A 26,061-nucleotide genomic window follows, 5' to 3' on the forward strand; every position below is an offset into this window, starting at 1 on the left:
AAATAAAATAGTCCTTTGAAAATAGTCTTAACAGCTTTATTCAGTTTTCAATCGCTCCTGTTCCCATTCTTCGGCCAATCTTTTTTCTAATATTGGTTCTATCAAAGTTTTGCGGGTATTGGTTTTTACAAAGGGGTATAATTCCAATTCCTCCTTCATTTTATCCAATCTGGATGCATATTTATTGGTGCCTACGAGGATTTTATCGCGACTGTTAAAACTTTCTTGTTCTTTGGTGGCGCTTTCCTTTATTTTTTTCTGAATTAGATGTTCCTTCAATTGTACAAGAAATCCACCACCTGCTTCAATTTGTTTAAATAATTCCAATGCTTTGGACGAGAGTTGTTGTGTTACGGACTCAATATAATAGGCCCCGTCGGCCGCATTGTTCGCCTTGTCCAAATAACTTTCATTTTTTAAGATCAACAGTTGATTTCTGGCCATTCGCTCCGCAAATTCATTGTCCTTATGGTAAATGGCGTCATATGGCGTATTCAATATCGTGTCGGCTTCCCCTAAAATGGCCGACATACATTCCGTTGCAGAGCGCAGCATATTAGTATTGTAATCGTACAAGGTTTTATTTCTTAGAGTGGGCGTCGCTATAATATGGCAATGCTCCAAAGCTCCATATTCACTTGCAAGGGTCGCGAACAAAATCCGTAGGGCCCTCAACTTTGCTATTTCAAAGAAATAGTTGCTCCCAACCGGGACTTTAAAGGTTATAAATGCACTTTTTAGTTTGTCCTTATGGTGGTCGTTTAAGTGATTCAGGTATTCATTGGCATGTGAAAGGGCATAAGCCAATTGCTGTACCATATTGGCTCCGGCATTACCATAGAGTGTCACATCCACTCCCAGGGTTTGGTCGTGATTTAAATTTAGAATTTCCCCTAATATTTTGTGATCTTGATCAAGGTTGTATTGCCAGTTTCCATTTCTGGCCAAATGACCAATAATGTCGATGTTGGTAAAGATCTTATGATGATGGTTTACGGTAGCCGCCAAAAGCGTTTCAACAAAAGTGAAGGATAGAAATTGAAGGTTAAAATGGATAAAGGTTTGGCCGAGGTCTATTTCATTAAGAAGTTCATGAATATTTATTTCCGTGGAAGGTATGGTTAAATAGATGCATTCAGCGCCCCTACTTATGGCATCCAAGGCTTTTTTGTTGGCCATTTGGGCATTCCCAGCGTATATGCCCTGTGCAATGTTCCAGCCATTATCTCTTGGTAAAACGGATATCTCGAGCGACTTTAGGTCTTCGGAGTTGTAGAACGGTTTTACCTTAATGCCTTCGGGAGATTCCCAAACCAATTTATTGTTGTAATCCTCACCTTGCAACTCGTACTGGATCTTTTGCTTCCAAGCCTTGGAAGAAATCTCATGAAAATCGCTAAAGAGTTCGGAGTTACTCATCTTCCTTGGTTTTTACACTATCCTCATATTCAATTAAATAAATTTCTTCATTTTTCTTTTTTAGATAGTATTGTTCCCTCGCAAATTTTTCCAATTCCTCGGGGTCCGATAGCTTCTCTATAATTTTTTTATCCTTGGCTATCTCTTCATGCAGAAATTCTTTCTGCTTTTCCAGATTGTTTATTTGTTTTTTAAGCTCCCAATGTATGAGAAGGGAGTTGGTGTCAAAAAAAACCATCCAAACCACAAAAACCGTCAATACCAATACATACATATTGGTGACCACCCCAAACCATTTTTTCTTTCTTATCCCTTTTATTCCCATTGGTGATTAACTTAACTTTTCGTTGATTATGGTCCTTACAATGTCTATCGCCACGGTATTGTACTTATTGTTTGGAATTATAATGTCCGCATATTCCTTGGTAGGCTCAATAAACTGATTGTGCATAGGCTTTAGCGTATTTTGATAACGAGTTAAAACTTCATCCAAATCCCTGCCACGTTCGGTGATGTCCCTTTTTAAACGCCTAATCAATCTTTCGTCCGAATCGGCATGTACAAAGATTTTAATGTCGAACATCTCCCTGATCTGGGGATTTGTCATGATAAGGATACCCTCTACGATCATCACCTTTCTTGGATGGGTTAGAATGGTATCGTTGGTGCGGTTGTGTTTAACAAAAGAATAAACGGGTTGGTGAATAGGGATACCCTTCTTCAAATCTTGCAAGTGGTTGCCCAACAATTCAAAATCTATGGCACGGGGATGGTCAAAATTTACCTGTGTACGCTCGTCATAAGATAAATGGGAAAGATCGCAATAATAGGAATCTTGGGAAATAACCCCAACTTCCTCATACGGCAATTCATTTATAATTTGATTTACAACCGTAGTTTTTCCACAACCTGTTCCACCGGCAATCCCAATAACCAACATGTATTTCTAATTTGTTCCAAAAATAACAATTTGCAAGCAAACCGTAATGATTAAAATAGATGGCTTGCCCATATGCACGTAAACTTTTTATCCACCTCCAACGTAAGTATTGGAAGTGCTAGTGATGTCAATATTTTTTCTTTAGACTATTGGGATAATTTTTTGATATTCTGTGATTAATTTAACAGATAAAAATCAGATAATGATAAATTTAGCGTTATATTCTTTGGGTGTAATTTAATTTTTTGAAGTTTAAAAAATTAACAAATACCCAACACAAATATGAAATATATTTGATTGTTTTTTTTGGGTAGTTCTTTTTCTAGGATTCGTATTTTTTTCTTAACAAACAGTATTATAGTATTTATATGATGGGTAAAACTTATTCTCAATTGCAGGCACGTATTATTGGAATATTATGTGTTGTTTTTTGTTCTAGTTTCGCTTTGGCGCAAAAGGACTTACCCATTAGTATAGACGATGCCAAAATAAGGCCCCTTCCCAGTTTGGTAAATAGCGACTTACAAAAAAGTTTGGAAAAGGAGCTCATGTCCAACCCTAATTGGAAATCATTAATGAACAACAACAAGATGGCTGTTGGGATCGTAGACCTGTCAAATCCTGAAAATGCAAAATACGCTAGTATAAATGGTGATTATATGATGTATGCTGCCAGTTTGCCAAAAATAGCGGTGCTCTTATCCTCTATGGATGCCATTGAAAAAGGGGAGCTAAAGGAAACTCCGGAAATAAAGAAGGATATGCGATCTATGATCAGCAAATCCAACAATGAAGCAACTACCCGTATGATCGATCGTTTGGGATATAATAAAATACAGTCCGTTATGACCGATCCAAAATATATGTTCTATGATGAAAGTCGGGGCGGCGGATTATGGGTTGGTAAAAGATATGGAAGTGGTGGGGATACGAATAGGGAACCCTTAAAGAATTTGTCTCATGCTGCCACAGTGAACCAAGTATGTAGGTATTATTATCTATTGGCCAATGGTAAATTGGTGAATAAGGGTAGGTCCAAACAAATGTTGGATATCATGGGAGATCCCGAATTACATCATAAATTTGTAAATACCTTGGATAATATTGCTCCCGATGCCAGATTATATAGAAAGTCGGGCTCTTGGAGAACTTTTCATTCCGATTCTATTTTGGTTTGGGGAAATAATCCCAATCGCCGATATATTTTGGTCGCCTTGATAGATGATGCAGGAGGTGAGCAAATCATTAGGGACTTGGTAAGGCCTGTAGAAAAGGTGCTGAAGGCAGAGCGGGTACATTTTGCCGTTAACTAGGTCCATTTAGTATATTTACTTTTGTTTATTCGTATAATGTTTGCCAATGAATTAATTTTGGCCCTAATCTTCTATGGATTGGTTTTTGATAGGAGTGCTGTTGGATATTACTAAAACGTATGAAAATTGAACTACCTTATTTCATTTATTAAAACGTTCCAAACCTACATACTAAAGGCATTTGATTTAAAAGAGGAGGAACTCACCAAAACACTTCTACTTCAATTAAATATATTCCTCATTATAACGGTTTTATTGATAGTAAAACCTACTATAAACTCACTTTTTCTTTCTGAACTTTCTTCGGATGCACTGCCATTGGGCTATGTTTTAACTGCTATAATGGCCGTATTGGGCTCGTTTTTTTACGACAGGGCCTTAGAAAAGTATCCTTTGAATATTATTGTGGATCGCACCTTGATCGGATCTGTTATTTCTTTGGTAATATTTGGAGTAGCCTTAAATTTTAACCTTGGGTATGGATTTGCATTGTATATACCCTACGTCTGGGTGGCTATTTTTGGGTTGTTGACCGCTTCTCAATTTTGGGTAATGGCAAATCTGGTCTATAATGTTAGGGAAGCCAAACGCGTATTTGGGTTTATTGGTGCCGGTGCCATTGGCGGGGGAATATTTGGGGGGTACTTAACCTCTTTATTGACCACTATTCTTAACACTGAGGATTTATTGTTTGTTGCTGCAACTCTCTTAATGTGCTGTTTGCCCATTACCCGTTATATCTGGAAGAACGAAGTGTTGAAACTCAACCCTTTTCAAGTTTCCAGTCGCTCCAATCCCAAAGCCGAGTCCCCTTTTAGGTTGATAAAACAATCCAAATTACTTAGCCTAATTGCGGTAGTCATCGGAATAAGCGTTTTGGTGGCCAAATTGGTAGATTACCAGTATAGTGATTACGCCTCTAGGTTCATTAAAGATCAGGATGAATTAACATCCTTTTTTGGATTTTGGTTTTCTACCTTGAGCGTTATTTCACTTTTGATTCAGTTGTTCCTTACCAAACGTATAGTAGGTACTTTTGGTGTTGGTAAATCCTTATTATGGTTGCCTTCGGGCATATTGTTGGGATCTTTTTTGTTATTGATAGTGCCGCAACTTTGGGTGGTGGTATTTATTAAAATTGTGGACGGAAGTTTAAAGCAATCGGTTAATAAGGCAGCCACGGAATTACTTTCCATACCTATCCCCATAGAGATTAAAAAGAAGACCAAGACATTTACGGATGTGGTGGTAGACAGCATAGCTACAGGGATGGCGGGTTTTATTCTGATCTTTTTTATTAATGGACTGGATATATCATCTACCTACATTAGTATAATTATTATAGGGCTAATTTTGATCTGGTTGTACTTTATATATCATTTGAGGAATGAATATATAATTTCCTTTAAGAGCTTGTTGGAAAATAACCCCACAAGAAAAGAGAAGGCCACCAAATCGGAAATAAAGGTCACATCCATTATAGAAACGGTAATCAGGGTATTTGAAACAGGGAACGAGAATCAGATATTGCATATGTTGAACAAAACATTGGAAGTAAAGGATGAGCGTTTCTTTTTTGCCATTAAAGGCCTGTTGAACAATCCGTCTGCCAAGGTGAGGGCATTGGCCATCGAAAATCTCTATTTTTTGAATACGGAAAATTTATGTCCAGCTGTAGAGCCCATGATCTATGATAAGGATCAACAAGTGACCACCTCTGCCTTTCGGTATTTGTTGAAGCGCTATCAACAAAACCCTGTGGAACTTTTGGACAAGTATTTATCGGTAGAGGACAATACCATTGCTAATGCGACCCTGATTGGCTTGTCCATGGAATTGCGAAATAATAGGGTAATGCAGGACCGATTTAGTTTGGAACAAAGAATTGATAATTCCCTTGCCCAATTATCGCAAACCAATACAGAGCAGGAAAGGGCCAATAAGATACTTGCAATTCTTGAAACCATTGGGAATGCCAAGGTTGAAACCTTTTACCCTGTAATAAAGACACATATATATTCCGATAATGTTCTAATTACAAATACGGCTATTTTGGCGGCATCAAAAACATTGGACAAACAGTTTATAGATCTAATTGTTTCCAGGCTATCCGGTAAGGATACCAGAAAATCGGCAATGGAGGCCCTCTACTTTTATGGGGAGCCCATTATTGATATTTTGTTTGAGGGATTAAGAAGTGAAAACATTGACCCGGACGATAGCGCCTACGTGGTTATGGTTATTGGAAAGTTCGATTCGCAAAAGGCCATCAATATCTTGATGAAACTTACAGAGGATATGGAACATACGGTGAAAATTGAAGCTATTGAAGCCTTAAAACACCTCAAGTGGAAGTATCCCCACCTTAAAATTAGGGATCAGTTTATTGTGGATAAGATCTTGGACGAGTGTCACCTGTACCAAAGTACCCTGTCCGTAATCCATACCCAAATAGTACTGCAGTATAAAAAGAACCCCGAGAAACTGGAGACCAAGGAGGAAAATGAAGCCAGAAATGGCCTAATCCATTTGCTGGAACTGAGGCTGGACAGGCAATTAAAACGAATTTTTCAATTTTTGGGGGTAAAATACCCGCCCCAGGATGTGGATCCTATCTTAAATGCCATACTTAAAGGTCAGGAGGAGCAACGTATACATGCCATTGAATTTTTGGATAATATTCTGGACATTCAACTCAAAAAGGAATTGATTCCTGTTGCCGAATCCATTATACAAGTTGGTGTTATTTCCGAAGAAAATCTAAAAAATCTGAACGTAAAGGTCCTTAGTGAATCCGAAAGTTATTTGGCCCTATTAAAACGAAAGGATATTAAGCTGAAACTGGCGGTACTTTACTTAATTGAGAAAACAAAGGATCCCAAATTTACCCCCCTTTTGGAAATGGTTTTGGAGGATTCCAATGAGAAGGCCAGAACAAAGGCGGCCGAAATCTTGAGTAACTTTAAAAAATTTAGCGTTTAATAATTTTGTCGATACTGCTGGCCAAGGTCATGTGGTCCGTTGCGGAATTCTTTCGCAGTACATTGGTCATAAGTACCACCATATATTTGCAATTGTCCGGATGTTCTACAATGGCCACAGAATTCATATAGTTGGTAACATTGCCCATATATTTTCCACAGGCTTCACCTGTACTTCTATCACATTTATACAAACTCCCCGATTTAAAATAAACGGCAGCCGGCTTCAGGGCCGGGGATTGTGCATATCTTATCCTTCGGTCCGTCATATACATAAGTCGCTTCATTTCCAAGCTGGAGGCTTCATCCACCACCTTGCCCTGCTCCAACTGTATCAAGAATTTCATCAGTCCTAAGGGAGACCCTATACTGCCCCCTTTATCGCCTACATAGCGGTTGGGACCTGAAGTAAAAAAGCTCCCTAAGCGCCATTCGTCTGTTGTAATTCCCAGTTCCCGTAGGGGCAGGTTTACCACGTCATTGGCCAAATCTGTCAATTCTTTTTTTGGGGTTGTGGTGAAGTAGGTATCCGCTTCCTCCTGGGTCAAGGTGGGGTAGGATTCTCCGAAGGCGGCCATCAATAAGGCTTCCCGCCATACAATACTCGCTGCTCCGTTGTTACTAACGGATAGCATATGGTCTGCCCATTCAAACAAGGTAAAAACATCACTGGCTATAACTTGCCTTTTAAGCAATTTATTCGTTTCCAGATTGAAAATGGGAACAGTGTGTTCATCTGTCAATCCCCAAACGCCCGATTTCACGGATTTGGATCGTAAAAGCTCCAAACGCTTTTCAAAGGAATCCGGATATATATTTTTCAATTGGGTAAACAAAGCTGCCATTACGGCCAGCTTGCCTACACTTCCAGGTTGATAACCAGCGGTTTCGTTTCGCTTGGCATATCTAACACTGTCAATATCCGAAATATCCAATACGGCTATGGAGTAACTCTTGTCCAACCCTCTAAAAAGAGCGTTGATGTCCTTTTGGAATTGCTCATCCACACTTAGGAAGGCGCTAGTGCTGTCCTCTTTTTTTGATATTAGGTTCAGTTCAATATCCATGTAGGACTTTTGTGCCCCTGGAGGGATAACAGTGGTCGACTTAAGTTCCCCGCTTTTAACGAGCTCCAGATACTTCAGCCGTTTAATCCCTGTATGCAAATAACCATCAATGGGGTAATAGCTCATGGTGGTAAAGGCCGAACATATTAGTAATAAAACAATATATTTAATATTCTTTCGCATCTTATATTTTTTTAGAAAGGGGAATGCTTTTGTCCAAATCGATTTTTGGCGTAATAGATTCCAAATAATTGGAACTCAAGGCTTTTTTATTCTCTACAAAAGGGCGTATTTGAAACAGCCACAACTTGTTGTTTTGGAATCCCAATTCCACATCATAGGCCCCTTCGTAATCCGATTTGGTTTCGGTAGCCATAGTTTCACGAATTGTTTTGGCAAATGCCCTTATTTCATCAATGTTTTTTTGGTTTAGGATGAAATTCTCAAAGGTGGACATTCTTTTTTCTGTTCCCCCAGCAGCCGGAAGTCGATTGTGGTACATTTCCCTGGCGGGTGCCAAAAGTTGAATGCCACCAATATCCTTAACCAGATAAGTTTCTGCCGATTGGCCATCTACAGCGCCGCCGGCACCCCTGCTAAAGGCAATGGTAAGATCAGCCGGATTGCCGGAACTGATGCCCTTGGTGATCAATACCCCGGAATAATCCACATCCACACTGGGGATTACCAAAATGGAGGGGAATACATTTTCGGGGTTTAGGAGGTACTTTTGACGCCACTTAAAACTGCGTTCGGAATAGGGGGAAGCCCAAACATCCTTAATTCCTGATATAATTTTTTCCTTGGCGGCAACATTGAATATAGTGAGGTTTAATCCGGCCCCTGTGAAATTCTTCAAATCTTCCATGTTGGTGTCACTTCTTAGAAAAACCGGGATTTCGCCAATTTCCTTCCCTAGTACATCTTTGAACCCTTTTTCCAATTGTGTAATGAATTGGGGTTTCATTGGCATTTTCTTTATGGCCTCCCTTAAGATTTCCAATTGCCTCAATTGGTAGTTTTCTACCTCGCCTTCCGCAATACCTTGGGCGCGCATAGTCTCTGCCTCCTTGAAGGTGGAATTTAAAAATTCCCAATAGCTGCCCTGCTGATCGGGCATACGTTGGTCCATATGGTCCCTAAAGATTCCGAAGGGAATCACCAGACCTTCGACCACCATATCCGGGAACATTTTTTTTAACTGTCCCAAATTGGCCGCCTTTGGACCACAAAGTTTTCCTGAATCTTCGGCGTCCACTGCCCTTAAATTTAATATGGCATTTTCGTCCAAACGTATATTTTCTATTGGCACTTCAATTCTTTCTTCTTTACGTTCTATCTTAATAAATAAATTGCGTTCCTCCTCGGACATGTCTTTTTCCAACTTCATAATAACGTTGCCCTTGTTGGACACCGCATAGAATACTTTTTCCCCATTATATTTTTGAAGACTTTTAAGATTTTCATCGCCTAGGGCAGCATTGGGGATGCCCATATTCCGTGCCAGCAATTGTACGTGAGACACCATATTTCCTTCGGATACCGTCGCAATACCTGCAACCGGTTTAAGATCGGACGGGGGGCGCTGAAAAATATAAATCTTGTCGGAGGATACCTCTATTTCATCAGGGGAGCCACCGGTTACAACCAATTCGCCAAGGGCATAACCAGGATTTAGACCCCGCAGGCCACTTTGATTGTCTATGTCCATGACCTTATTGGTCAAGGCAGATTCCTGGGCGATGATATCGCCTAGCTCTCCCACGGTTTGGCCTAAATAGAGGGCAATGGAACCTCGAATTTTATCATCTATAAATCCATATGCCTTAGGTTCAAAACCGGTATAAATGTCCACGATCTCCTGATAGTTGGCCTTTACCATGGAAGAGCTCCATTCCACTTCCCTGCGTGCATTTTCCAATACTGTGGTAAGTTGACCAAGGGACATGGCATTGCTGTTGGATCCCTTTAACGACAGATTAAGTTGTTCCCATTCTGCCAGCTCTATATATCCTGCACCGGCATTCGCCATTCCTAAATAGCAAACCTTGTCCAACAAGCCGTTTAGATCTTCCGGCTGCCATTGGGGAGAATTTTTAAATATTACTTCTTCCAACTTTAGGGAGGCGTCCAATAGCTGAAGACGGGCGGTTGCATTTTCCTCCTTTAGGACGGCCTGCCTTATCTCCAAAAGCAATTCGGCCGTAGCGGGAATAAGCACTGCTGCATTTGTTTCTCCACTGTAACTGGCCGCAAAGGCTTTTATGGAAACCCCTATAGGGCTATCCTGTACAAGAGGTGTATTTTTTTGTATTTGAGCAATATCAACCGGTTTGTAGAAATTGGCCATGGTAGACACCAAGGCATCTATTTTTGCTTTTGCCTCGTTGGTCAGTTTGTTACTGTTTTTAGACTTAAAGTCCTTTACTTTATTAATATCCCCGGCATCTGGCTGACTATGGATTTTAACCCTTAAATCCATGAATTCTGGGACCATGTCCGATATTACCTTAGAATCGCTCCTTATTTTTTGGGCCAGATTGTCATCGCCATTATGTGGAATATCCTTTAAGGACTGTCTAATGAGGTAAAAGTTTTTGGTTAAATTTTCGGTGTTGGATAACAGCCATTTATAAAAATCTACACCCCAGGCCTCTTCGTCCTCTGCCTGTGTAGCCCCACGATAGTACTGCCCCCTTTCAAGGATCCAGCCATTATCAACAGTTCTTAAATATTTGTCCAATTGGTACTGTTTAAGACGGGAATGATTGTTTTCGGCGTCCCATAATTCCTCTTTGGAGGTGTAGGACAAAATTTGACCCAAAAAGAGGTGGTTGCTCTTTCCTAAATCTATAACAGAGCTTTTATAGGTAGCATGCTGTACTCCAGGACCAATATTATCGGGACAAGGATCTTTGGGTTGGCGTATGCTTCCATCCGTACAGAACCAGCGAATTTCTTTGTAAGGTCCGCGGATATCCTTTTTGTAAGAGTTGATCAAATCCTTTATTTCCTGATTGCTTAATTTTTGTCCAGGACTTATTAATGGAAAGAAAAATATTAGGATATATATAAATAGATGTTTTTTCATAGGGTTGTAATGGTAGTTCCAAAGTGTAATCAAATGTAATACCAATTTTAATGCAAATATATATTTAAGCCTAGTTTCGATGGCATAATCATAAAAACCTTGCTATAAAGGCGGGAAATGGTAATTGCCCTGGCAATATAGCCTGTATGGCTTTAGAATGTAAGCAATTGAAGGAAGATTTACAAATGAATTTTTTGGGGTTACTGTGTCCAAGTATCAGTTTAGAGTCGGTGGTCTATCACAATAACGGGTTTTCTGCTCATTTTGGGAAATCGCAATTCCTGAAGGGTTTTAACATCGTGGAATTCAATTTTAGGGAGTACCCTTAGTTTTGCCCTAAAGTGATCCTTGATGGTCTGCAATAAGTCATTTGTAGGGTTGGAAGTAGCTATTTTAATACATATTTCATCGGTACCTATGTCGTTATGGTCAATTTCGATTACAAAGGCGTCTATTTCATTAAAATAGTTAAGTACGTTGTACATGGCCGGAGGATATAGGGTAGTGCCCTTGTATTTTATCATTTGTTTCTTCCTACCAATAACAGGGCCTAAGCGCGGGGTATTTCTTCCACAGGAACATTTGGAGGTATGTGCCTGGACAATATCACCGGTTTTAAATCTCAGCAGTGGCATACCTTCAACACCCAAAGTAGTAATGGTAAGTTCTCCCGGCATTCCATCTTCAACTTGTTTTTCCTCATCGTCCAGAATTTCGATGATGATCAATTCGGGGTGATGGTGACCGCCTTGCCTTGCGGCACATTCGGTAAAGGCCGTACTCATTTCTGTGGAGGCATAGGTGGAATAAAGGGGAATGTTCCAATCCTTCTTTATTTTGGCAGCGAGGGTGTTCAATGAAAAATCTTCGTTCCGCAGTGATTCCCCTATGCAAATAGCCCCTTTTATCCCGGCTTTATTGGGGTCTATTCCATGTTGATGGGCGTATTCTATGAGTTTTAATAAAAAAGACGGAACCACAATAAGGTAAGTTGGTTTAAACTTAAGGATGGAATCCCATTGAAGTTCAGGAATTCCGGCACCAACCCTTATAATTCCAGCACCCAGTTTTCGGGCTCCCAGAAAATAGGCCAAACCGGCCATAAACCGTCTATCTATAGTGGTCGTTAATTGTAAAATATCGTCTGCGGTAACACCGGCACAGTCAAAGGAGATGGCCTCGTTATATGCCAAACGATCAAGGTCATTATCTGTAAGGGCAAAGGTTACAGGTTCACCCAAGGTACCGGAGGTAGTTACGTAATCTATTATCTTTTTCCTATCTACGCATAAGAAATCATCATTATATTGTTGTAGATCCTCTTTGGAGGTTGTGGGGAGTTTGGTTAGGTCGTCCAAGGTCTTTATATCACTGGCCTGTAGATTATTTTCCTTGAAAATTCTTTTATAATAGGCAGAGTTTTGGGTAGTATATTCTATAATCTCCCTTAAACGCTGTTCTTGTAACTGTTGAATTGCCTCTGCCGATGCTTTTTCGATTTCAGGGATCATTATTTTAATTTACGTTTTAGTCTTCGAATATACGAATGTACCACAGCTTTCTCGGGAACTGTGGTAATTTCTTTTGTGCTTGCTTCTATAAAGTTGTTTAAGGCTGCTCTATAATATTTTCTATTGTAGTTGTAAAGGCCTAGCCAATAATGCGTTTCCCAAAATTCGGGATTCAATCTTTTAAATTCCTCAAGAAATTCGGGATTCAAGTGCTTATTATCTGCAACGGCTTGTTTTATTTGATGAATTTCTACACGGTACTTTTCATAGTTGTGATAGGCTTGGGTATAAAGAAAACTATCCTTTTCAATATTTTTACTAGGGATGGAAAGCGTTGATCCAATGCTATGATTTAAACTGTCCTTGAAAATTTTGTTTAGATCATAGGCCACAAATTCTCCTAATTGGTACGGATTTGAAGAAACCCAAACCAATCGCTGCTCTGGCTTAAAAACAATGCCGTGATGTGCCAATAATTGGTTTAACGCCTTTTCATTGCCGTAACCAATGTCGTTATCCTCGAGACCTTGCTTATTTCTAAGTATGTCCACTGCAATCGTTGGGGTTATTTTATTATGATCTCCCAAAAGTTCTTCCATACGCTCATATCTGTATTTGGAATGACTTTCAAAAATGTGTTTTTGGTTGTTTTTGTCTTCGGCATAGGCATTACTTTGAAAGTGATTGGAGCAGATCAATTCATTGGAATTGGGAATTTCATATACCCCAAAATTATCGGGAGAGACTTCGATTACGATCGCCTTTTTATCCTTGGCACTGCCAACCAGAATAGATTCGGATACAAAAACCTGTCGTTTTTTTGCGATGGTAACGGCCTCCTCCAAAGTAGATGCATACTGTAAAATTTCTCTGGTAAGGATACTGATGGGCGTTTTTGCCACCAAGGGAATTTTGGATTTTCCTGCATTGATGGTAACCGTTAATCCATGCTCGTTCATTCCAGAGACCACTCCCGTCATTCCAGCCCAGGTCACGGACATAAATTTGTGGCCCTCTGTAGGGTCCAGGAAGGAAATTATTTTGTTTTTGGCAAAATCATCCCCGGCGTAAAAGTCAAAATTCCTGCCAATTATCAAACTTCCGTCTTCGGATTTATTGCCCCAGACGGCAAAGGAAGAACAGCCAACAAGGGCCAGATCTTGAAGAGCATGCCCTATATCGTGGGCGCCATGAAGGTAAAGTACCCTTGAATATGGATCTGCTATGTCGTTAAAGTTTTGGGACGCGTAACGGGAAAGCCCCCAAATTTCTGCTTTAATTTCCTCGGGAATGTTTTTGTACATTTTTCTATTGTACCAGGCCAGGAATTTTCTCAGGAAATATCTTTTGGTTTTGGAAGGGACCAATTCCTCTACCTTGGATAAAAATATTGCTTCCTGTTTTTGAAACAGGTCTTCCGTAAGGGCTCCGGTTATTAAACCCCTTTGCAATGGGTCTCCTGATACATAAAGTTCCCAAAGCCCTTGTTTGTTTTTGGCCAGGGAGTTATTGGAATAAACATAGGAAGTATCAGAGGTTTTTGTTATTTCTGGAATTTGATGGTTGTAGTTACTTAAATTAGGCCTATCCTTCAGGGATTTTGAAACTCCACAAGAACCAAAAAGTCCAAGCAAAACAACAACACATACAATCCATTTTATCCGGTACATCCTAATTGTTTAATTTATTCTTTTCCAAACCTATTATTGGTTTTAACCAGCATCCTTTTTTCTTTAAAGTCTACCCACTTCTGACCCCAAATTTTCCTCATGGTATTCTCAAAAGGTCTCATAAAAAATAGATTTCCAAACATTTTGGACAACAATACAGGATGTTTTGGCAGGGCCCTTAAGGTAATGGAAAACCCCCCATCCAGATATTTAATATAGTGCCAGTATCCACTGGGCATGTAGAGGGCTTCCCCATGTTTCATTTCTACATATAATCCTTCTGCTTTTTTTAAGGCGGGATAGCGATCAAAATCGGGATCATCCATATTTATGGATTCTAAATTATGTACGGAAAAGGGAACCTTGTACAGGTATTTCGTCTGTTCGGGTGGGAATAAAAGCACACTTTTGTGTCCGTGAAAATGAAAATGAAGTAGGTCTGATAAATCCATGTCATAATGGGGCAGTACTACAGAACCTTCACCCCCAAAAAACATGACAGGCAGACGTTTAAAAAATTTTAATCCAATATCCGGGTAACTAATATCCTTAATTAGTTCTGGCATTTTATCCAGGATATTATAGAAAAAAATACGAAGGTCCGTTGGTTTGGTTTTAAGGATTTCAAGGTAGTCGTATAGTTTCATTTCCGTAACCGGGGCAGCGGAGTTTTGTTTCCCTTTGGTAGGTTCATTGTTGTACAGTGGAACCACTTGGTCGCCCGCCTTTTTCTGTATGTAATCTATATTCCATTTCTTGCGTGCAGGCCAATCCGAGGTGAGGTTTTCAATTAAAACTGGGCGTTGGGTTTTGTAATACTGATTAATAAAATCCTCTTTGCTAATAGAACTGACCCTTGTAATAGGAATTGTTTTAATCTGTCCCATATTAAACTTCTTGAGCTTTATTGACTTCCAAAATTTTTTCCAATAAATAATCCTTTCCTACTAACTCGGAACAGGTAATAATTGCACCAATGGTCACTCCCAAGATTCCGTGCATATTTAAACTTTGGCCCGTAAATAGCAGGTTTTTGATTTTTGTTCTGGGAGAAACAAATGAGTGTAGGGGATTGTTTACGTCTTTAACATAACCGTACATAGATCCATTATGGGACCCTATATAATCCCTGTAGGACAATGGGGTGGAGGCATATACGGTTTGAATGCAATCTCTTAGGTTGGGGAATTTTTTTTCCAATTCAGCAATAAAAATTTCTGTTTTGTATGCTTTGAACTCTTCATATGTTTGTCCTCTATCATTTTTGGAGGCAACTGTATTAAAAGTGTTCTCCCAGTACTTAACCTCATCAAAATTCATATAGGTCATAGCTATTAAACTATCTCCCCATCCATCATCCTTTTTATTAATACCCATAGAGACCATATACCCCTCTGGCCAACTTTCCTGAGTATAATTCTGTGCATCCCAAACACGATCTCCATATTTAAAATGATAAAAATTCTTATTGTGATATTTAAAGGATTTGGGTTTTAGGACAATGTAAACGCTAAAGGCCGAAATAACACTTTCAATGTTATTTATTCTGTTGGTGTAGGATTTTCTAAAATTTTCCTCACCGACCATTTTTAAAGTAAGCTTGGGTTCTATATTCGAAATGAATATATCACCGTTTATCTGCTTTCCATTTTTTGTTTCCACCGAAGTGATTTCACCATTTTCGACATTAAATTTGGAAACCTCATGATGTTTGAAGGTGTCGCCCCCAAATTTCTTTAATTGTCTAATAAGTACTTTGGTTATCTGACTTCCCCCGTTAACACATCTGTAGGCACTTTCTATATAGGAATTTACGGAAAGGGCATGTACATAAAAAGGGGAACGTTCCCCGTCGCCGGCATAGAGAAAATTGGTCCCCGCAAACACGGCTTGTAATTTCTTATTGTTGGTAAGGGAATTGATATAGGTTTTGGCATTCAGCTTAAAAACCTCATCTTGTCCATAGGAAGGATTGCCCTTGTTCAAATTGTAAAGGGGGAACTTGGAACAAGTTTCCCTTAATTTTTTACTGTATGTTTTTATCGCCTTTTCCTCTTCCGGAAATTGGCTCAGTAGACTTTTTTCAAAACGCTCATAGCCTTGGGCGTGTTTGTACTCCTTTGGGTCCCCTTCAAACGTGATTACATCAAAACCGTCTTCATCCAATTTTTTAAGCTTCAATTGGTCCATTATACCCAGATACTTAAAATATTGGTTCAGGTTTTGTCCTTCCGAAAGTCCGCCAATATAATGCACCCCTGTATCAAAGATGGTTTTGTCCCGGACAAAGGTTTGTAGGTTGCCTCCAAATTGATTGTTTTTTTCCAAGACACAGACACTATAACCTTCTTTGGCCATTATTAGGGCAGAAACCAATCCCCCTAATCCGCTTCCAACAATTACAATGTCGTAATGTTCTTTCATAAATGGTATTCTTTACGATTTTCAAAACCAATGTTCAATACTTGGTTTTGTTGGGTGTTACACCCATATAATAATTAATATAACTCCCTGATTCAATACGGGGATTTTTTAGAATCCTCCATATACAGCTTATTCCAGGTCCTTGTTTTTTTCTAAGATAATAAGATTATCATTTTCAAAGACATTTTTAAAGCCTGTGGACAATATAATTCTTTCCAACAATTTTGCTCCGTCCTTTACCAATATCAGTAGCCTGATATTATTTTTTATTGTTGGTGCCAGGCTATCCAGGTCCTGTATTTCCAAATCAATGATCATTATATCAGCTGGCTGTGCCACAGCCTCATCAATGGATTCTGCCAGGTTTAACTTGGCTATTTGTTGGGAAATAAAACTGTTCTCTACAATAGGCCTTATCTCCTCATCCTCCAAATAGGCGTAAATTTTGCGATCTACGGCATTTAAAGATAATAGAAAATCCAGTTGCCCGTAATCTTTTGAAAGATGAATTATAGAATCGGAGATTCCAATACGTTTTGAGAGGAGGGCGTAAATTTTTGAGTTTATTTTTAAATCTTTTTTTACTGCACGGTAGATATTATCCCCTTTGTATCGATAATCCTCAAGAATTGTTCTCATGAAATAGGTATCCCTTTCCACATCATTCCTTAGTGTCTGGAATTCGGACCTGAAATGGGCTGCGATTTTTTTATTGCGCTCCCTGTAAGTTTTGCCGTAGTCTAGTTGCTCGGGTGAAATTCTATCCAAGATCTTTACGGTTATACTGCCATTTTTTATAACAAAACTTCCTTTGGGAAGCACTTCCGAATTTCCGTGTATCAAAACAGGAACAATATCCATGTTAAACTTCTCCGCCAAATAAAAGGCTCCTTTATGGAATCGTCTTATTTTGTTGGTCCGAGACCTTGTGCCTTCAGGGAAAGCCATTAATGAGTATCCCTGGGCAACCTTGTTTCTTAAATGTTCAAGGCCATTATCTATCCCTTCGGACACCGGATAAAATCCGGCCAGTTGCACGGCCTTTCCAAAAATGGGTGATTTATACACCCAGTCGTTTACCAAATAAATAATCTTCGGATACAACATACCTACGGCCAAAATATCTAAAAAGGAGGTGTGGTTTGCTATGATTATGGCAGGTTTATTAAAATCCTCCCCTGATGTATTGATAATTTTTTTACTTACAAAGGGATTGGTATATAGTACCGATTTCATGAATTTAGAAATGGTCCTATGGAACCATTTCATTTTGACTTTTTTCTTAAAGGGCAGTATTTTCATAAAGGTAACACTCCATATGGACAAGAGTAGTCCGCCGGAACCATAATAACCAAAGGAAAGGACGGAATGAATAAGTAAACGAAGACTAATAGGACGTTTTTCCTTACTCCCAATAAAGAGTAAAAATAACAGTGGTTGTATGGTGAAAGCTACAAAAACCGCAGATAGGATACCTATGAGGGATACGAGGCTAATGGAATGTAAGGCAGGGTGTTTGGCAAAAATTAGCACGCCAATTCCCAAAACTGTAGTAATGGCCGAAAGAAGAATAGAGGTTCTGTGTGTTCTGAGTACTTTTTCCCCTTTACCATACTCCTTGAGCAGCCCGGTTGTTATGAATATGCTGTAATCTATTCCCAAGCCAAATATAAAGGTTGAAATAATGATGTTAAAGATGTTGAATTCTATATGGAACATCCCCATAATACCAATGGTCAGCCACCAGGTCAGCAATATGGGGATACTAGTGACCAAAACCAGGGAAAAGCTCCTAAAGAAAAAGAACAGGATCAGTACTACTATACCAAGGGAGTATCCAATTAGTTTATTGAAATCATTTTTGAGGTTGCCCAAAAACATCTCGTTCATTTCCTGCCTGTCTATTACCAATGTTTTGGGGTAAGCTCTAAAAATTTGCTTTATTTTTTCCTCATTTCCCTCCTTTAATTTAATCAGTGAGGTAACAGTGGTAAAATTATTGTCGGTAACCAGGTAGTCATCAATTGGCAAGGCAGCTACACTACTGTAATCTTCAATATTCAACAGTTTAAAATCTTTGTTGAGAAAGGAATAGAATTGATCGAAAGAGCTGGGCTTAAATCCTAATTCAGTGCCACTTTCCACAAGATTTTTCTTAGTATTTTCAATGATTTCCTTGTTCCAAAATTCCTTCCAAAGCTCAATTTTTTCTTGCTGATTTTTTTGGGACAGGACTAGGTTGCCTATAGAGCTAAAACTTAGTATTTCTCCATTATTCTTTAGGCTGTCCAATTCATGGGATATGGTATTGTTGTTTTGAAGGACCTTTTCGCCATCTTCCCCATAGGAGGCCAAATAAATGGATTTGGAAGACATATTGGTAAGGGCATCCAGTCTTTCCCTAGCTTGTACCAAGGCTGCAGGCTCATAGTTGAGTTTGGCAATATCCTTATTGAAAATCACCTTATCATGAAAAAATATACTGGCAATCAAGAGACCTACAAGGATAGATATGCTCCATTTGTTTTTATGAAGGTTGTAGGAGGCTATTTTATCCAAGAGGGTGTACTTTACTTTAAGATTGTCAGTATTCCTATAGACATGGGGTATGATAAGGAGTGCGAAAATACAGGAGCCAATTACGCTGACAGCAGCAAATATACCAAGGTCATGTAGGGCTTGCGAGTCTAGGAAAAGAAGGCACAAAAAGGCTAGGGCAGTGGTAATACTACTCATAATAACGGGCTGGGCCACATCTGAGTAGAGTGTCTTTACAGAGGGGTTATTTCTTATTTGGGTTAGTATGTGTAAGGAATAATCCAAGGTAACCCCTAGCAGTACGGAACCTATCCCCAGGGAAATGGCAGAAATCTTCCCCCTGGTCAAATAGAGTACGGCAACGGATAGTGTTGCACCAAAAAGGGTAGGGGCGAATAGTATAATGGGAATGGTTAATTTTCTGTAAAATAGGATAAGGATTCCCATTAAAATAGATAGGGCAATAGTGACCGTAAGGCGAATATCCTTTTTGATCTGTTGTGCGTTGGCAACAGCTATTAGGGTGGCCCCATAATATTCACTTTTAACCCTGTCTTGAAACAACTGGTCCAATTGATCCTGGGTTTCATAAAGTTCCGTCACAAATTTGGTGTTTTCCACGGTTTCGCTGGAAGGGTGGGCAGGAGTAATAAATAATAATATATTTTGAAGATCCTTGCTCAGAAGAAAACCATCCTTTAGGGTAAACTGATCCCCTATGCCCAAGCGACTTAATTTTTTTAAGGCGATAAAAGAAATGCCGAGGGGGTCTTTCAGAATCATTTCCTTGGCAACGATTCCGGAAGGGGAAATTAATGTTCTGTAGTTTTTTTGTGTGATTTTGGCAATGCTGTCCTTGTCAAGTTTTTTTGAAATGGTATTGTAATCCTCCCTGTCCAAAAGCAGAGGAGCATTGTCATAGACAAACCCCATGGTGTTTCCCAGATCTCCGTCATCTAATTTGCCCTGGATTTTTTTTATATGTGAAGAAGATTTTTTGGCTATACTATCCAGGAAATCATTTGCATACCTTGTTAGTTCTTCAATAGGCGCCCCTGGTTGTCGCACAATATTGACGATGATCTTATCTGAAAAATTTACCGATTTTAATACTTTTTGAACTTCTTCTGTCTTGCTATTGCTGGGGATAAGCTTGGTTATGTCTTCCTCGAATTCAATTTTGAAAGCAAAATATATAAGGATTAAAAAAAGGACCAACAGACCAATGCCGCTAAGCAGTCTTTTCTTGGCCACATATTGATAAACCCTATATAAAAAACTACCCATTTTTAAGTGCAATTTTTTTCCTATCAAAAATATTCAAAATAATATAACCGCATATTCCTGCGGTAAAAGATCCAATAAGGGAAAGGGTTATGCTACCGATTATATAGGATTTTAGATGTTTTATTACTTCAAAATTGGCGCCTGCCTCCTCAAACGTAAAATTGAACTCGGTACCCAGGACCCAGTGGCCAATTTTAAGGCTGATAAATAGCACAAAGGGTATAAAAGGAGCGAAGCTTACGTTGGAAAAAGCGAAGGCAATGGTCTTGTTTAGTTTAAATAAAACCGCCAAGAAAATAACTATCAAGGTCTGAAAGCCCCATAAAGGCGATAGACCAATAAGCACTCCCAATGCTATGGAAAGCGCCTTTTTTTCATGGGAATCATTACTGCCTAGAAAGTCTTCATGGAAAAATCTTTTAATTCCTTTTTTTTTTATTTTTCGAATTAAATCACGTGGAAAAATATAGAGAAGGGTCAGAATTACCAAGTAGGTGTTTAACAGGCTAATTCTTGAAAAATCGGTAAAGGGTCTAAAATGGGATACCCTTTCGGTAACATCATAGGTTACTTTTATGGGAATATTCTTCACTTCTATTCCGTTCCATGCAGCCTTCACGATTGCTTCGATTTCAAACTCGAATTTTTTTGTAAAGAATTTGATATCCTTTAAAGCCAGTATGGGATATAGTCTATATCCGGATTGGGTGTCCTGTAGTCTAATACCAGTTTCGACCCAAAACCAGAAATTGGAAAATTTGTTGCCAAAACTACTTTTTTTAGGAACGCCTTTTTGTCCCATATTTCTTGCTCCTATATACAGTACGTCTTTGGACGTTTCCTGGCTTAGGTTGCCAATAAGTACAGGTATATCATCCGGAAAGTGTTGACCGTCGGAATCAATAGTGATGGCAAAGTGGAAACCTAGTTCCAGAGCCAATTCAAAACCTTTTCTCAGAGCATATCCTTTGCCTATGTTATGTGGAAGGGAAATAGTACGGATATTGGAAAATTTATCCAATATATCCGAAGTGGTATCGGTTGAACCATCATTTACTACTATAACATTTTGGGTGTATAGCAGCACCCCTTCAAGGACTTTTTTTAGGGTTTTATGATTGTTGTAGGTAGGTATTATCACACAGCATTTAAGCTGATCCATAGCTTTAGTTGTGGATGTAGTATGTTGTGACACGGTTTTAACGTAATTTGGTTGTTCCATCTTGTAGAAAAATACAAGATATGGTTCGCAAAAATAGCAATTACTGAAGTTAAAACCGTTGCTTTTCTTCAGTATTAAATCCTGTGGATTGTAATATATACGATTTCACAAAATCCTTGACCGCTTTAGAATTGGTCTTTTCGTAGTGGTTTAAAATGAAAGTTTTGTCCTCTGCGATGTTGGATCTGTATTTCAAAAACTTTGGGGAATTTTCCTGTATACTCAATCTTAGGCACCTAATTTCTATGTTTTCCGGTTTTTGGGATACCGCAAATTCCAGTAGTAAAACCCCACTTTTAAAAAGGTCTTTCCTTTCCGCATTATCTTTTGTGTATTTTGCCGTCAATGCAGAAACTGCACCCTTGTAAGCTACCAATACAGTGTTATCTTCCTTGGAAACAGTTTCCAGTTTATCCCTTAAGGCCAGGGCCGATTCACGGTCGTTTGTGGCCAGGCTAAAATCTTTTCGAACCTGGTCTAGATCGGGTGTGAAAGGAGAAATGGAAATCACGAATAGAAGAAAACAGATAAGTTTCATTTAGGCCGCGCTTTTAAAGGTTGCACTTAGTTTTAGGGCAACTGTTTCCCCAAAGGTGGTTGTACTTTTTACCTTGATCAGACCGTCTATTTCAGAAAGGTTGATGTCTATTAAAAGTGTCGGATCCGTTTCAGGATTTATAATGGCCATGAATTTTACATTGGTGGCGACAGATAGAAATAAATCATGCCCAAGACTTTTTTCCGTTAATTCCTTTATGATTTGAATCATACATACCCCTGGCATAATAGGCTTTCCTGGGAAATGGCCTTTAAAAATTTCATGCTTGGGGTTCAACTTGATTTGGGCCGATATGCCTTCCTCGTTTTTATTAAAAGTTTCTGTAGTATATAGTCCTTCTATTAACATTTTGCTCACATATTAAATTTGTAGGCGAGTCCAATTTGGAATACCCTGTTCAATTGATTCTCCTCAGAATTGACTCCATATTCTCCGGAGTCATTGAAATCCAGATCTATCAATCCTTGTTTATACCTCAATTCCAATGCCAATCCAAAATCAAACTCATATCCAATCCCTCCGAACACGGCCAGATCAATAGGCGTTATTTCTAGATTTTCACCGTTGTCATTGATAAGGTTTATAAAATTGTCATCAAAATTAATGTCTATACTAGGGCCCAATATAAAGTGGAACCCCTGATTTTTACTGACAAAAAATTTATTTGCCAGGGCAATGGATACATAATTAATATTTATGTCTTCCCCATTTCTATAGCTGGCATTACCTCCCTGGTTGGAATATATTATTTCTGGTTGCATAGTGTAACTATCCGTAAATTTGACCGCCAAAAACAACCCTGTGTATAATCCGGATTTGTTATCCAGTTTGGAATTCAGGATCTTGGCGTTGTTCAATCCCAATCTTACCCCTAGTTGCGACTTGCTTTGTGCAATCAAGGTGTAGGAAATGGTGAGGAAAAGGCTGGTAAATAGTAATTTTTTCATTTTTAAATGGCTTTTAAATCAATAGTTAGCTTAATGTTTTTGTGCCGTATTTTAATTTCCCTTGCATGATCGTTTTCTATTTCTGTAAAAATATAGTCCGATTTCTCTTTGTTTCCTTTTGTTTCCAGTATTTTATGTAGCCGTTCATCTGCCGTGATGTAAAAGTAAGTGTTATTCTTTATCTTGGTCTCAAAGAACATGCTATCTCCCATTTTCTGGTAATGGTTCAAAATGTTGGGATTTTCACTGGTCAGAACAAATAAATCCTTCTTAAGCAGGTTAATAAGAATCTTTTTATTCATTTCACTAAGAATAAAATTAATTTTGAATTCGTTTTTGATGAACGAAAAATCAAATAGTTTATTTCCCATTTCGGTTGTGAATACAACCCTATAGTGTTCTTGTCCCAGCTTTTTTATAGCAAATATTCCGCCAAAGGATTTCTCGGCGAAATTAATTTTGGCCTTGTAGATATAATCCTTGGAAAGGTCGGAAAAGTAAGGATTGATTACAGTTGGCCTATTGCCGTTTATTCTTTCTAGATTATTTTTTTTTGGAAAGGAAGCACAGGCAAACAGCAAGAGGGTCAAGCTAATTAGTAAATACCTCATTGTCCAATGGTTTGTTGATCAGTCGGTCGTTAAAGACAATTCTAGTGAAATCATTGGTGGGTTCCACCATTTTAACCTCCATAACATCGGCCTTATTCTTATCGAAAAACAAAATAAAAGAGGCGATATAACTTTTTATTTTTTCGTCTTTAGGGATAAAGATGACCTTGTAATAATTTGGGCTTTTAAAGTAGCTCATAGTGAAATCCGAATCTTGGAACAAGTTGCCCTTTACACTATTGACAATTAATTGATTTAGCTTTTTAAACAGGGCACTATTTCCCAGATCCATATTGCTTTTGGTTCCGGAATCGTTTATTGTTAATTTGTCGTCCTTAAAAATGATACTGTATTTAAAGGGTTCTGTATACTCCCATTTTACCATGTTGGGAGCCTTAAAAGCCATTCTGCCCTGTGTAGTAATATCATTGGATAAAAAGTCCAGATGCTTATACTGTGTAAAATTGCTTTGTATAGTGTTCGTGGCCTTGGACGTCTCGTTTATCATGGCCTTGAGCTCTGCAATTTCGGTATTGTTCATATTGCTTTCTTGGGCGAACAATAGGGTTGTATGGGCAATTAGGACAATTAAAAATAATAGGTTACGCATAGGCTTCAATATCTAACAATTGGTCTACAGTTACAGATTGCATTTTGTGCTGCTGTAAAAATAGCAATAACTGTTCCAATACTTCAACTGTTTTTTCACTACTGTCATGTAGTAGTATAATGTCGCCTTTCTTTATTTTATTGGTGATGCGTTTCAGGATTACTTTTTTTGATCTTTTGGTAGTGTCCAAAGATCGAATGTTCCAGCCCACCGTTTTTAGTTCCAATTTTTTAACTGCTCTTCTTATACTGGGATTTGTTACCCCAAAGGCCGGTCTATATAATTTGGGGTTAAGACCTGTTACTTCTTTTATGGTAGCATTTGTTTTTTGGAGTTCCAATATTACTTTTTGTGTCCCAAAGAATCCAAATTTGTTGGAATGTGTGTAGGTATGGTTCCCAATAGTATGTCCGTTATCTACTATTTTCTGTGCAATTCCACCAAATAAGTTTACTTGTTGTCCCACACAAAAAAAAGATGCTCTGGCATTATATTTTTGAAGTAGTTCCAAAACTTTGGGCGTAAAGTTGGGGTGGGGACCATCATCAAAGGTAATGGCAACCAGATTATCGGGAATTTTATTGTTGAAATGCAGGGCAGGGAGATGATAATTCCAGCGGATGTGGAAGGAGCCAATAATAGTAAAGGTAACCCAAACAGCACCCAATAGTATATAGGCCCACCACTTGATTTCCCAAAAAACATCCAATACAAGAAGGGCGGCCAAAGCAATGCTAAAAAGGCTATTTATTATAGGATACTTCAACATCGGCGAAGAAGGGTGAAACTATGGTTTTTACCTCTGTATTGATTGTACAGTAAAACAATTTCAAAGCCCTTGGTTTTAATTGTGTTTATGGCAACGGCACTTGGTATCTGCTGGGTCTTAAGAATTTTGGCTCCCAGCCAAAATCCAAATGCCGAAGCTGTGTTAAATTCACCACTTAGATGTTTGTAAACCACTTGCTGGGTGTTTTTAAAAGGTCCATTGGTAAGCTCAGTATAATAATTGTCGTAGTCAATGTCTCCATTATTTCCACTGATCAGCACATCAATGTCGGTTGCGGATAGATTATTTTCCTTTAAATATGCCTCAAGATTGGCCAATAGATCTGATATAGCAAGGGTATTAAAGGTCTTTACTCCCAATACCTGGGCATAACTGGAATCTTGTTTTTTGTTGGACAACACAAAGAAATTGGCACCTTCCCCAAATACGGCGCCAGCGGTTTTGGAATTCAGCAACTCGTTGGAATTTATTTTTTCCGGTTTTATATGTTGTATTAGTTTATGTATGGCGTTGGTGTGTTCCCCGGATTCATCAACTCCACCTACAAGTATGTTTTCCGCTTCCTTAAGTTCTAATTGCATTAAGGCATCGATGAGGGCCGATTCAAAGGAAACACTGCTATGTACGTAGGTGAAATTATATCCCTTGCACCCAATGCCCAATGCTATCTGGCCTGCAACTGTATTATGGGTAGACTGTATAAACGAAGTAGGGGTAAGGAACTGCTCATTGTTGTCCAAAATGGCGGTTACAAATTTTTCGGAATCCCGAACGCATCCCATTCCCGTTCCGGTAATAATGGCATCTATATCTGTTAGATTTGCTTCCTCCAAGGCTATTTTAGAGGCAACTACCCCCATTTTTATACCCTTTGCCATTCTTCTAGCTGCTGCCGGCGGAATAAAATCCTTATAGTTGGGCTCTATTACCGGTATGATGTTGTCTTCATAGGTAGTTATTTCCTCCAAAAAATCATTGTTGTCAAATGTTTTTTGGGCAGATATGGAACCGATACTGTTAATATAAACTTTTTCCATTAGTTGTTGGGAATGCCGATTTCTAATATAATATCTAAAAGGAT

General features: G+C 38.8%; 20 protein-coding genes. 2 read left to right on the plus strand and 18 right to left on the minus strand.

The genetic code is table 11. From position 1 onward, the window contains the following. Positions 1-36: 36 nt before the first annotated feature. From KO529_RS02850 to udk, 3 genes are read right to left on the minus strand one after another with little or no spacing between them, the layout of a single operon-like run. A complete protein-coding gene (locus KO529_RS02850; protein ID WP_215946412.1) occupies positions 37-1,419 on the minus strand; it encodes a methylmalonyl-CoA mutase subunit beta in 1,383 nt (460 codons plus the stop codon). After that, positions 1,412-1,744, minus strand: a complete 333-nt coding sequence (locus KO529_RS02855; protein ID WP_215946413.1) for an FtsB family cell division protein — start codon at positions 1,742-1,744, stop codon at positions 1,412-1,414. Before KO529_RS02855 ends, KO529_RS02850 begins: the two co-directional genes overlap by 8 nt. Before the next feature lie 6 nt (positions 1,745-1,750). Continuing rightward, positions 1,751-2,359, minus strand: coding sequence for a uridine kinase (gene udk / locus KO529_RS02860; protein ID WP_215946414.1), 609 nt, complete (start codon positions 2,357-2,359; stop codon positions 1,751-1,753). Positions 2,360-2,727: 368 nt separating this feature from the next. On the opposite strand from udk, the gene KO529_RS02865 reads away from it, so the two are divergent. After that, positions 2,728-3,672 (plus strand): serine hydrolase, encoded by a 945-nt coding sequence (locus KO529_RS02865; protein ID WP_252734287.1) that lies wholly within the window; start codon positions 2,728-2,730, stop codon positions 3,670-3,672. 126 nt (positions 3,673-3,798) lie between these two features. Beyond that, the gene (locus tag KO529_RS02870; RefSeq protein ID WP_252734288.1) at positions 3,799-6,654 is read left to right on the plus strand and encodes an Npt1/Npt2 family nucleotide transporter; all 2,856 of its coding nucleotides are present in this window, start codon (positions 3,799-3,801) and stop codon (positions 6,652-6,654) included. On the opposite strand, the gene KO529_RS02875 is transcribed toward KO529_RS02870, so the two are convergent. The 15 genes from KO529_RS02875 to KO529_RS02945 all read right to left on the minus strand — a co-directional run bounded on the left by KO529_RS02875 (position 6,644) and on the right by KO529_RS02945 (position 26,017). Continuing rightward, positions 6,644-7,903 carry a serine hydrolase gene (locus tag KO529_RS02875; protein WP_215946415.1) on the minus strand — a complete coding sequence of 420 codons (1,260 nt, stop codon included), beginning with the start codon at positions 7,901-7,903 and terminating at the stop codon, positions 6,644-6,646. The genes KO529_RS02870 and KO529_RS02875 overlap by 11 nt on opposite strands. 1 nt (position 7,904) lies before the next feature. Beyond that, positions 7,905-10,811, minus strand: coding sequence for a PEP/pyruvate-binding domain-containing protein (locus KO529_RS02880; protein WP_215946416.1), 2,907 nt, complete (start codon positions 10,809-10,811; stop codon positions 7,905-7,907). A gap of 221 nt (positions 10,812-11,032) precedes the next feature. Beyond that, the gene (locus KO529_RS02885; RefSeq protein WP_215946417.1) at positions 11,033-12,322 is read right to left on the minus strand and encodes a phenylacetate--CoA ligase family protein; all 1,290 of its coding nucleotides are present in this window, start codon (positions 12,320-12,322) and stop codon (positions 11,033-11,035) included. Beyond that, the gene (locus tag KO529_RS02890) at positions 12,322-13,992 is read right to left on the minus strand and encodes a C45 family autoproteolytic acyltransferase/hydolase (protein ID WP_215946418.1); all 1,671 of its coding nucleotides are present in this window, start codon (positions 13,990-13,992) and stop codon (positions 12,322-12,324) included. Before KO529_RS02890 ends, KO529_RS02885 begins: the two co-directional genes overlap by 1 nt. Before the next feature lie 14 nt (positions 13,993-14,006). Next, positions 14,007-14,879, minus strand: a complete 873-nt coding sequence (locus tag KO529_RS02895; RefSeq protein WP_215946419.1) for a cupin-like domain-containing protein — start codon at positions 14,877-14,879, stop codon at positions 14,007-14,009. 1 nt (position 14,880) lies between these two features. Next, positions 14,881-16,416, minus strand: a complete 1,536-nt coding sequence (locus tag KO529_RS02900; protein WP_215946420.1) for a phytoene desaturase family protein — start codon at positions 16,414-16,416, stop codon at positions 14,881-14,883. 129 nt (positions 16,417-16,545) lie between these two features. Further along, positions 16,546-20,241: an MMPL family transporter gene (locus KO529_RS02905; RefSeq protein WP_215946421.1), complete on the minus strand. Its 3,696-nt coding sequence runs from the start codon at positions 20,239-20,241 to the stop codon at positions 16,546-16,548. After that, on the minus strand, positions 20,234-21,463 hold the full coding sequence (locus KO529_RS02910) for a DUF2062 domain-containing protein (RefSeq protein ID WP_252734289.1): 1,230 nt from the start codon (positions 21,461-21,463) through the stop codon (positions 20,234-20,236). Before KO529_RS02910 ends, KO529_RS02905 begins: the two co-directional genes overlap by 8 nt. Before the next feature lie 49 nt (positions 21,464-21,512). Next, the gene (locus tag KO529_RS02915) at positions 21,513-22,001 is read right to left on the minus strand and encodes a hypothetical protein (protein WP_215946422.1); all 489 of its coding nucleotides are present in this window, start codon (positions 21,999-22,001) and stop codon (positions 21,513-21,515) included. Continuing rightward, positions 22,002-22,370, minus strand: a complete 369-nt coding sequence (locus KO529_RS02920; protein WP_215946423.1) for a 3-hydroxyacyl-ACP dehydratase — start codon at positions 22,368-22,370, stop codon at positions 22,002-22,004. A 5-nt stretch (positions 22,371-22,375) separates the two neighbouring features. After that, complete coding sequence (locus KO529_RS02925; RefSeq protein ID WP_215946424.1) at positions 22,376-22,969, minus strand: porin family protein; 594 nt, start codon at positions 22,967-22,969, stop codon at positions 22,376-22,378. 2 nt (positions 22,970-22,971) lie between these two features. After that, positions 22,972-23,580 carry a hypothetical protein gene (locus tag KO529_RS02930; protein WP_215946425.1) on the minus strand — a complete coding sequence of 203 codons (609 nt, stop codon included), beginning with the start codon at positions 23,578-23,580 and terminating at the stop codon, positions 22,972-22,974. Further along, a complete protein-coding gene (locus tag KO529_RS02935; RefSeq protein ID WP_252734290.1) occupies positions 23,561-24,190 on the minus strand; it encodes a LolA family protein in 630 nt (209 codons plus the stop codon). The genes KO529_RS02930 and KO529_RS02935 overlap by 20 nt, the downstream gene beginning before the upstream one ends. Continuing rightward, positions 24,183-24,959: a polysaccharide deacetylase family protein gene (locus KO529_RS02940; protein ID WP_215946426.1), complete on the minus strand. Its 777-nt coding sequence runs from the start codon at positions 24,957-24,959 to the stop codon at positions 24,183-24,185. Before KO529_RS02940 ends, KO529_RS02935 begins: the two co-directional genes overlap by 8 nt. Continuing rightward, positions 24,953-26,017, minus strand: a complete 1,065-nt coding sequence (locus tag KO529_RS02945; RefSeq protein WP_111621871.1) for a beta-ketoacyl synthase N-terminal-like domain-containing protein — start codon at positions 26,015-26,017, stop codon at positions 24,953-24,955. Before KO529_RS02945 ends, KO529_RS02940 begins: the two co-directional genes overlap by 7 nt. Between the last annotated feature and the right edge of the window lie 44 nt (positions 26,018-26,061).

The organism is Arenibacter algicola (assembly GCF_018860365.1).
In the GTDB taxonomy this organism is placed as follows: Bacteria; Bacteroidota; Bacteroidia; order Flavobacteriales; family Flavobacteriaceae; genus Arenibacter; species Arenibacter algicola_B.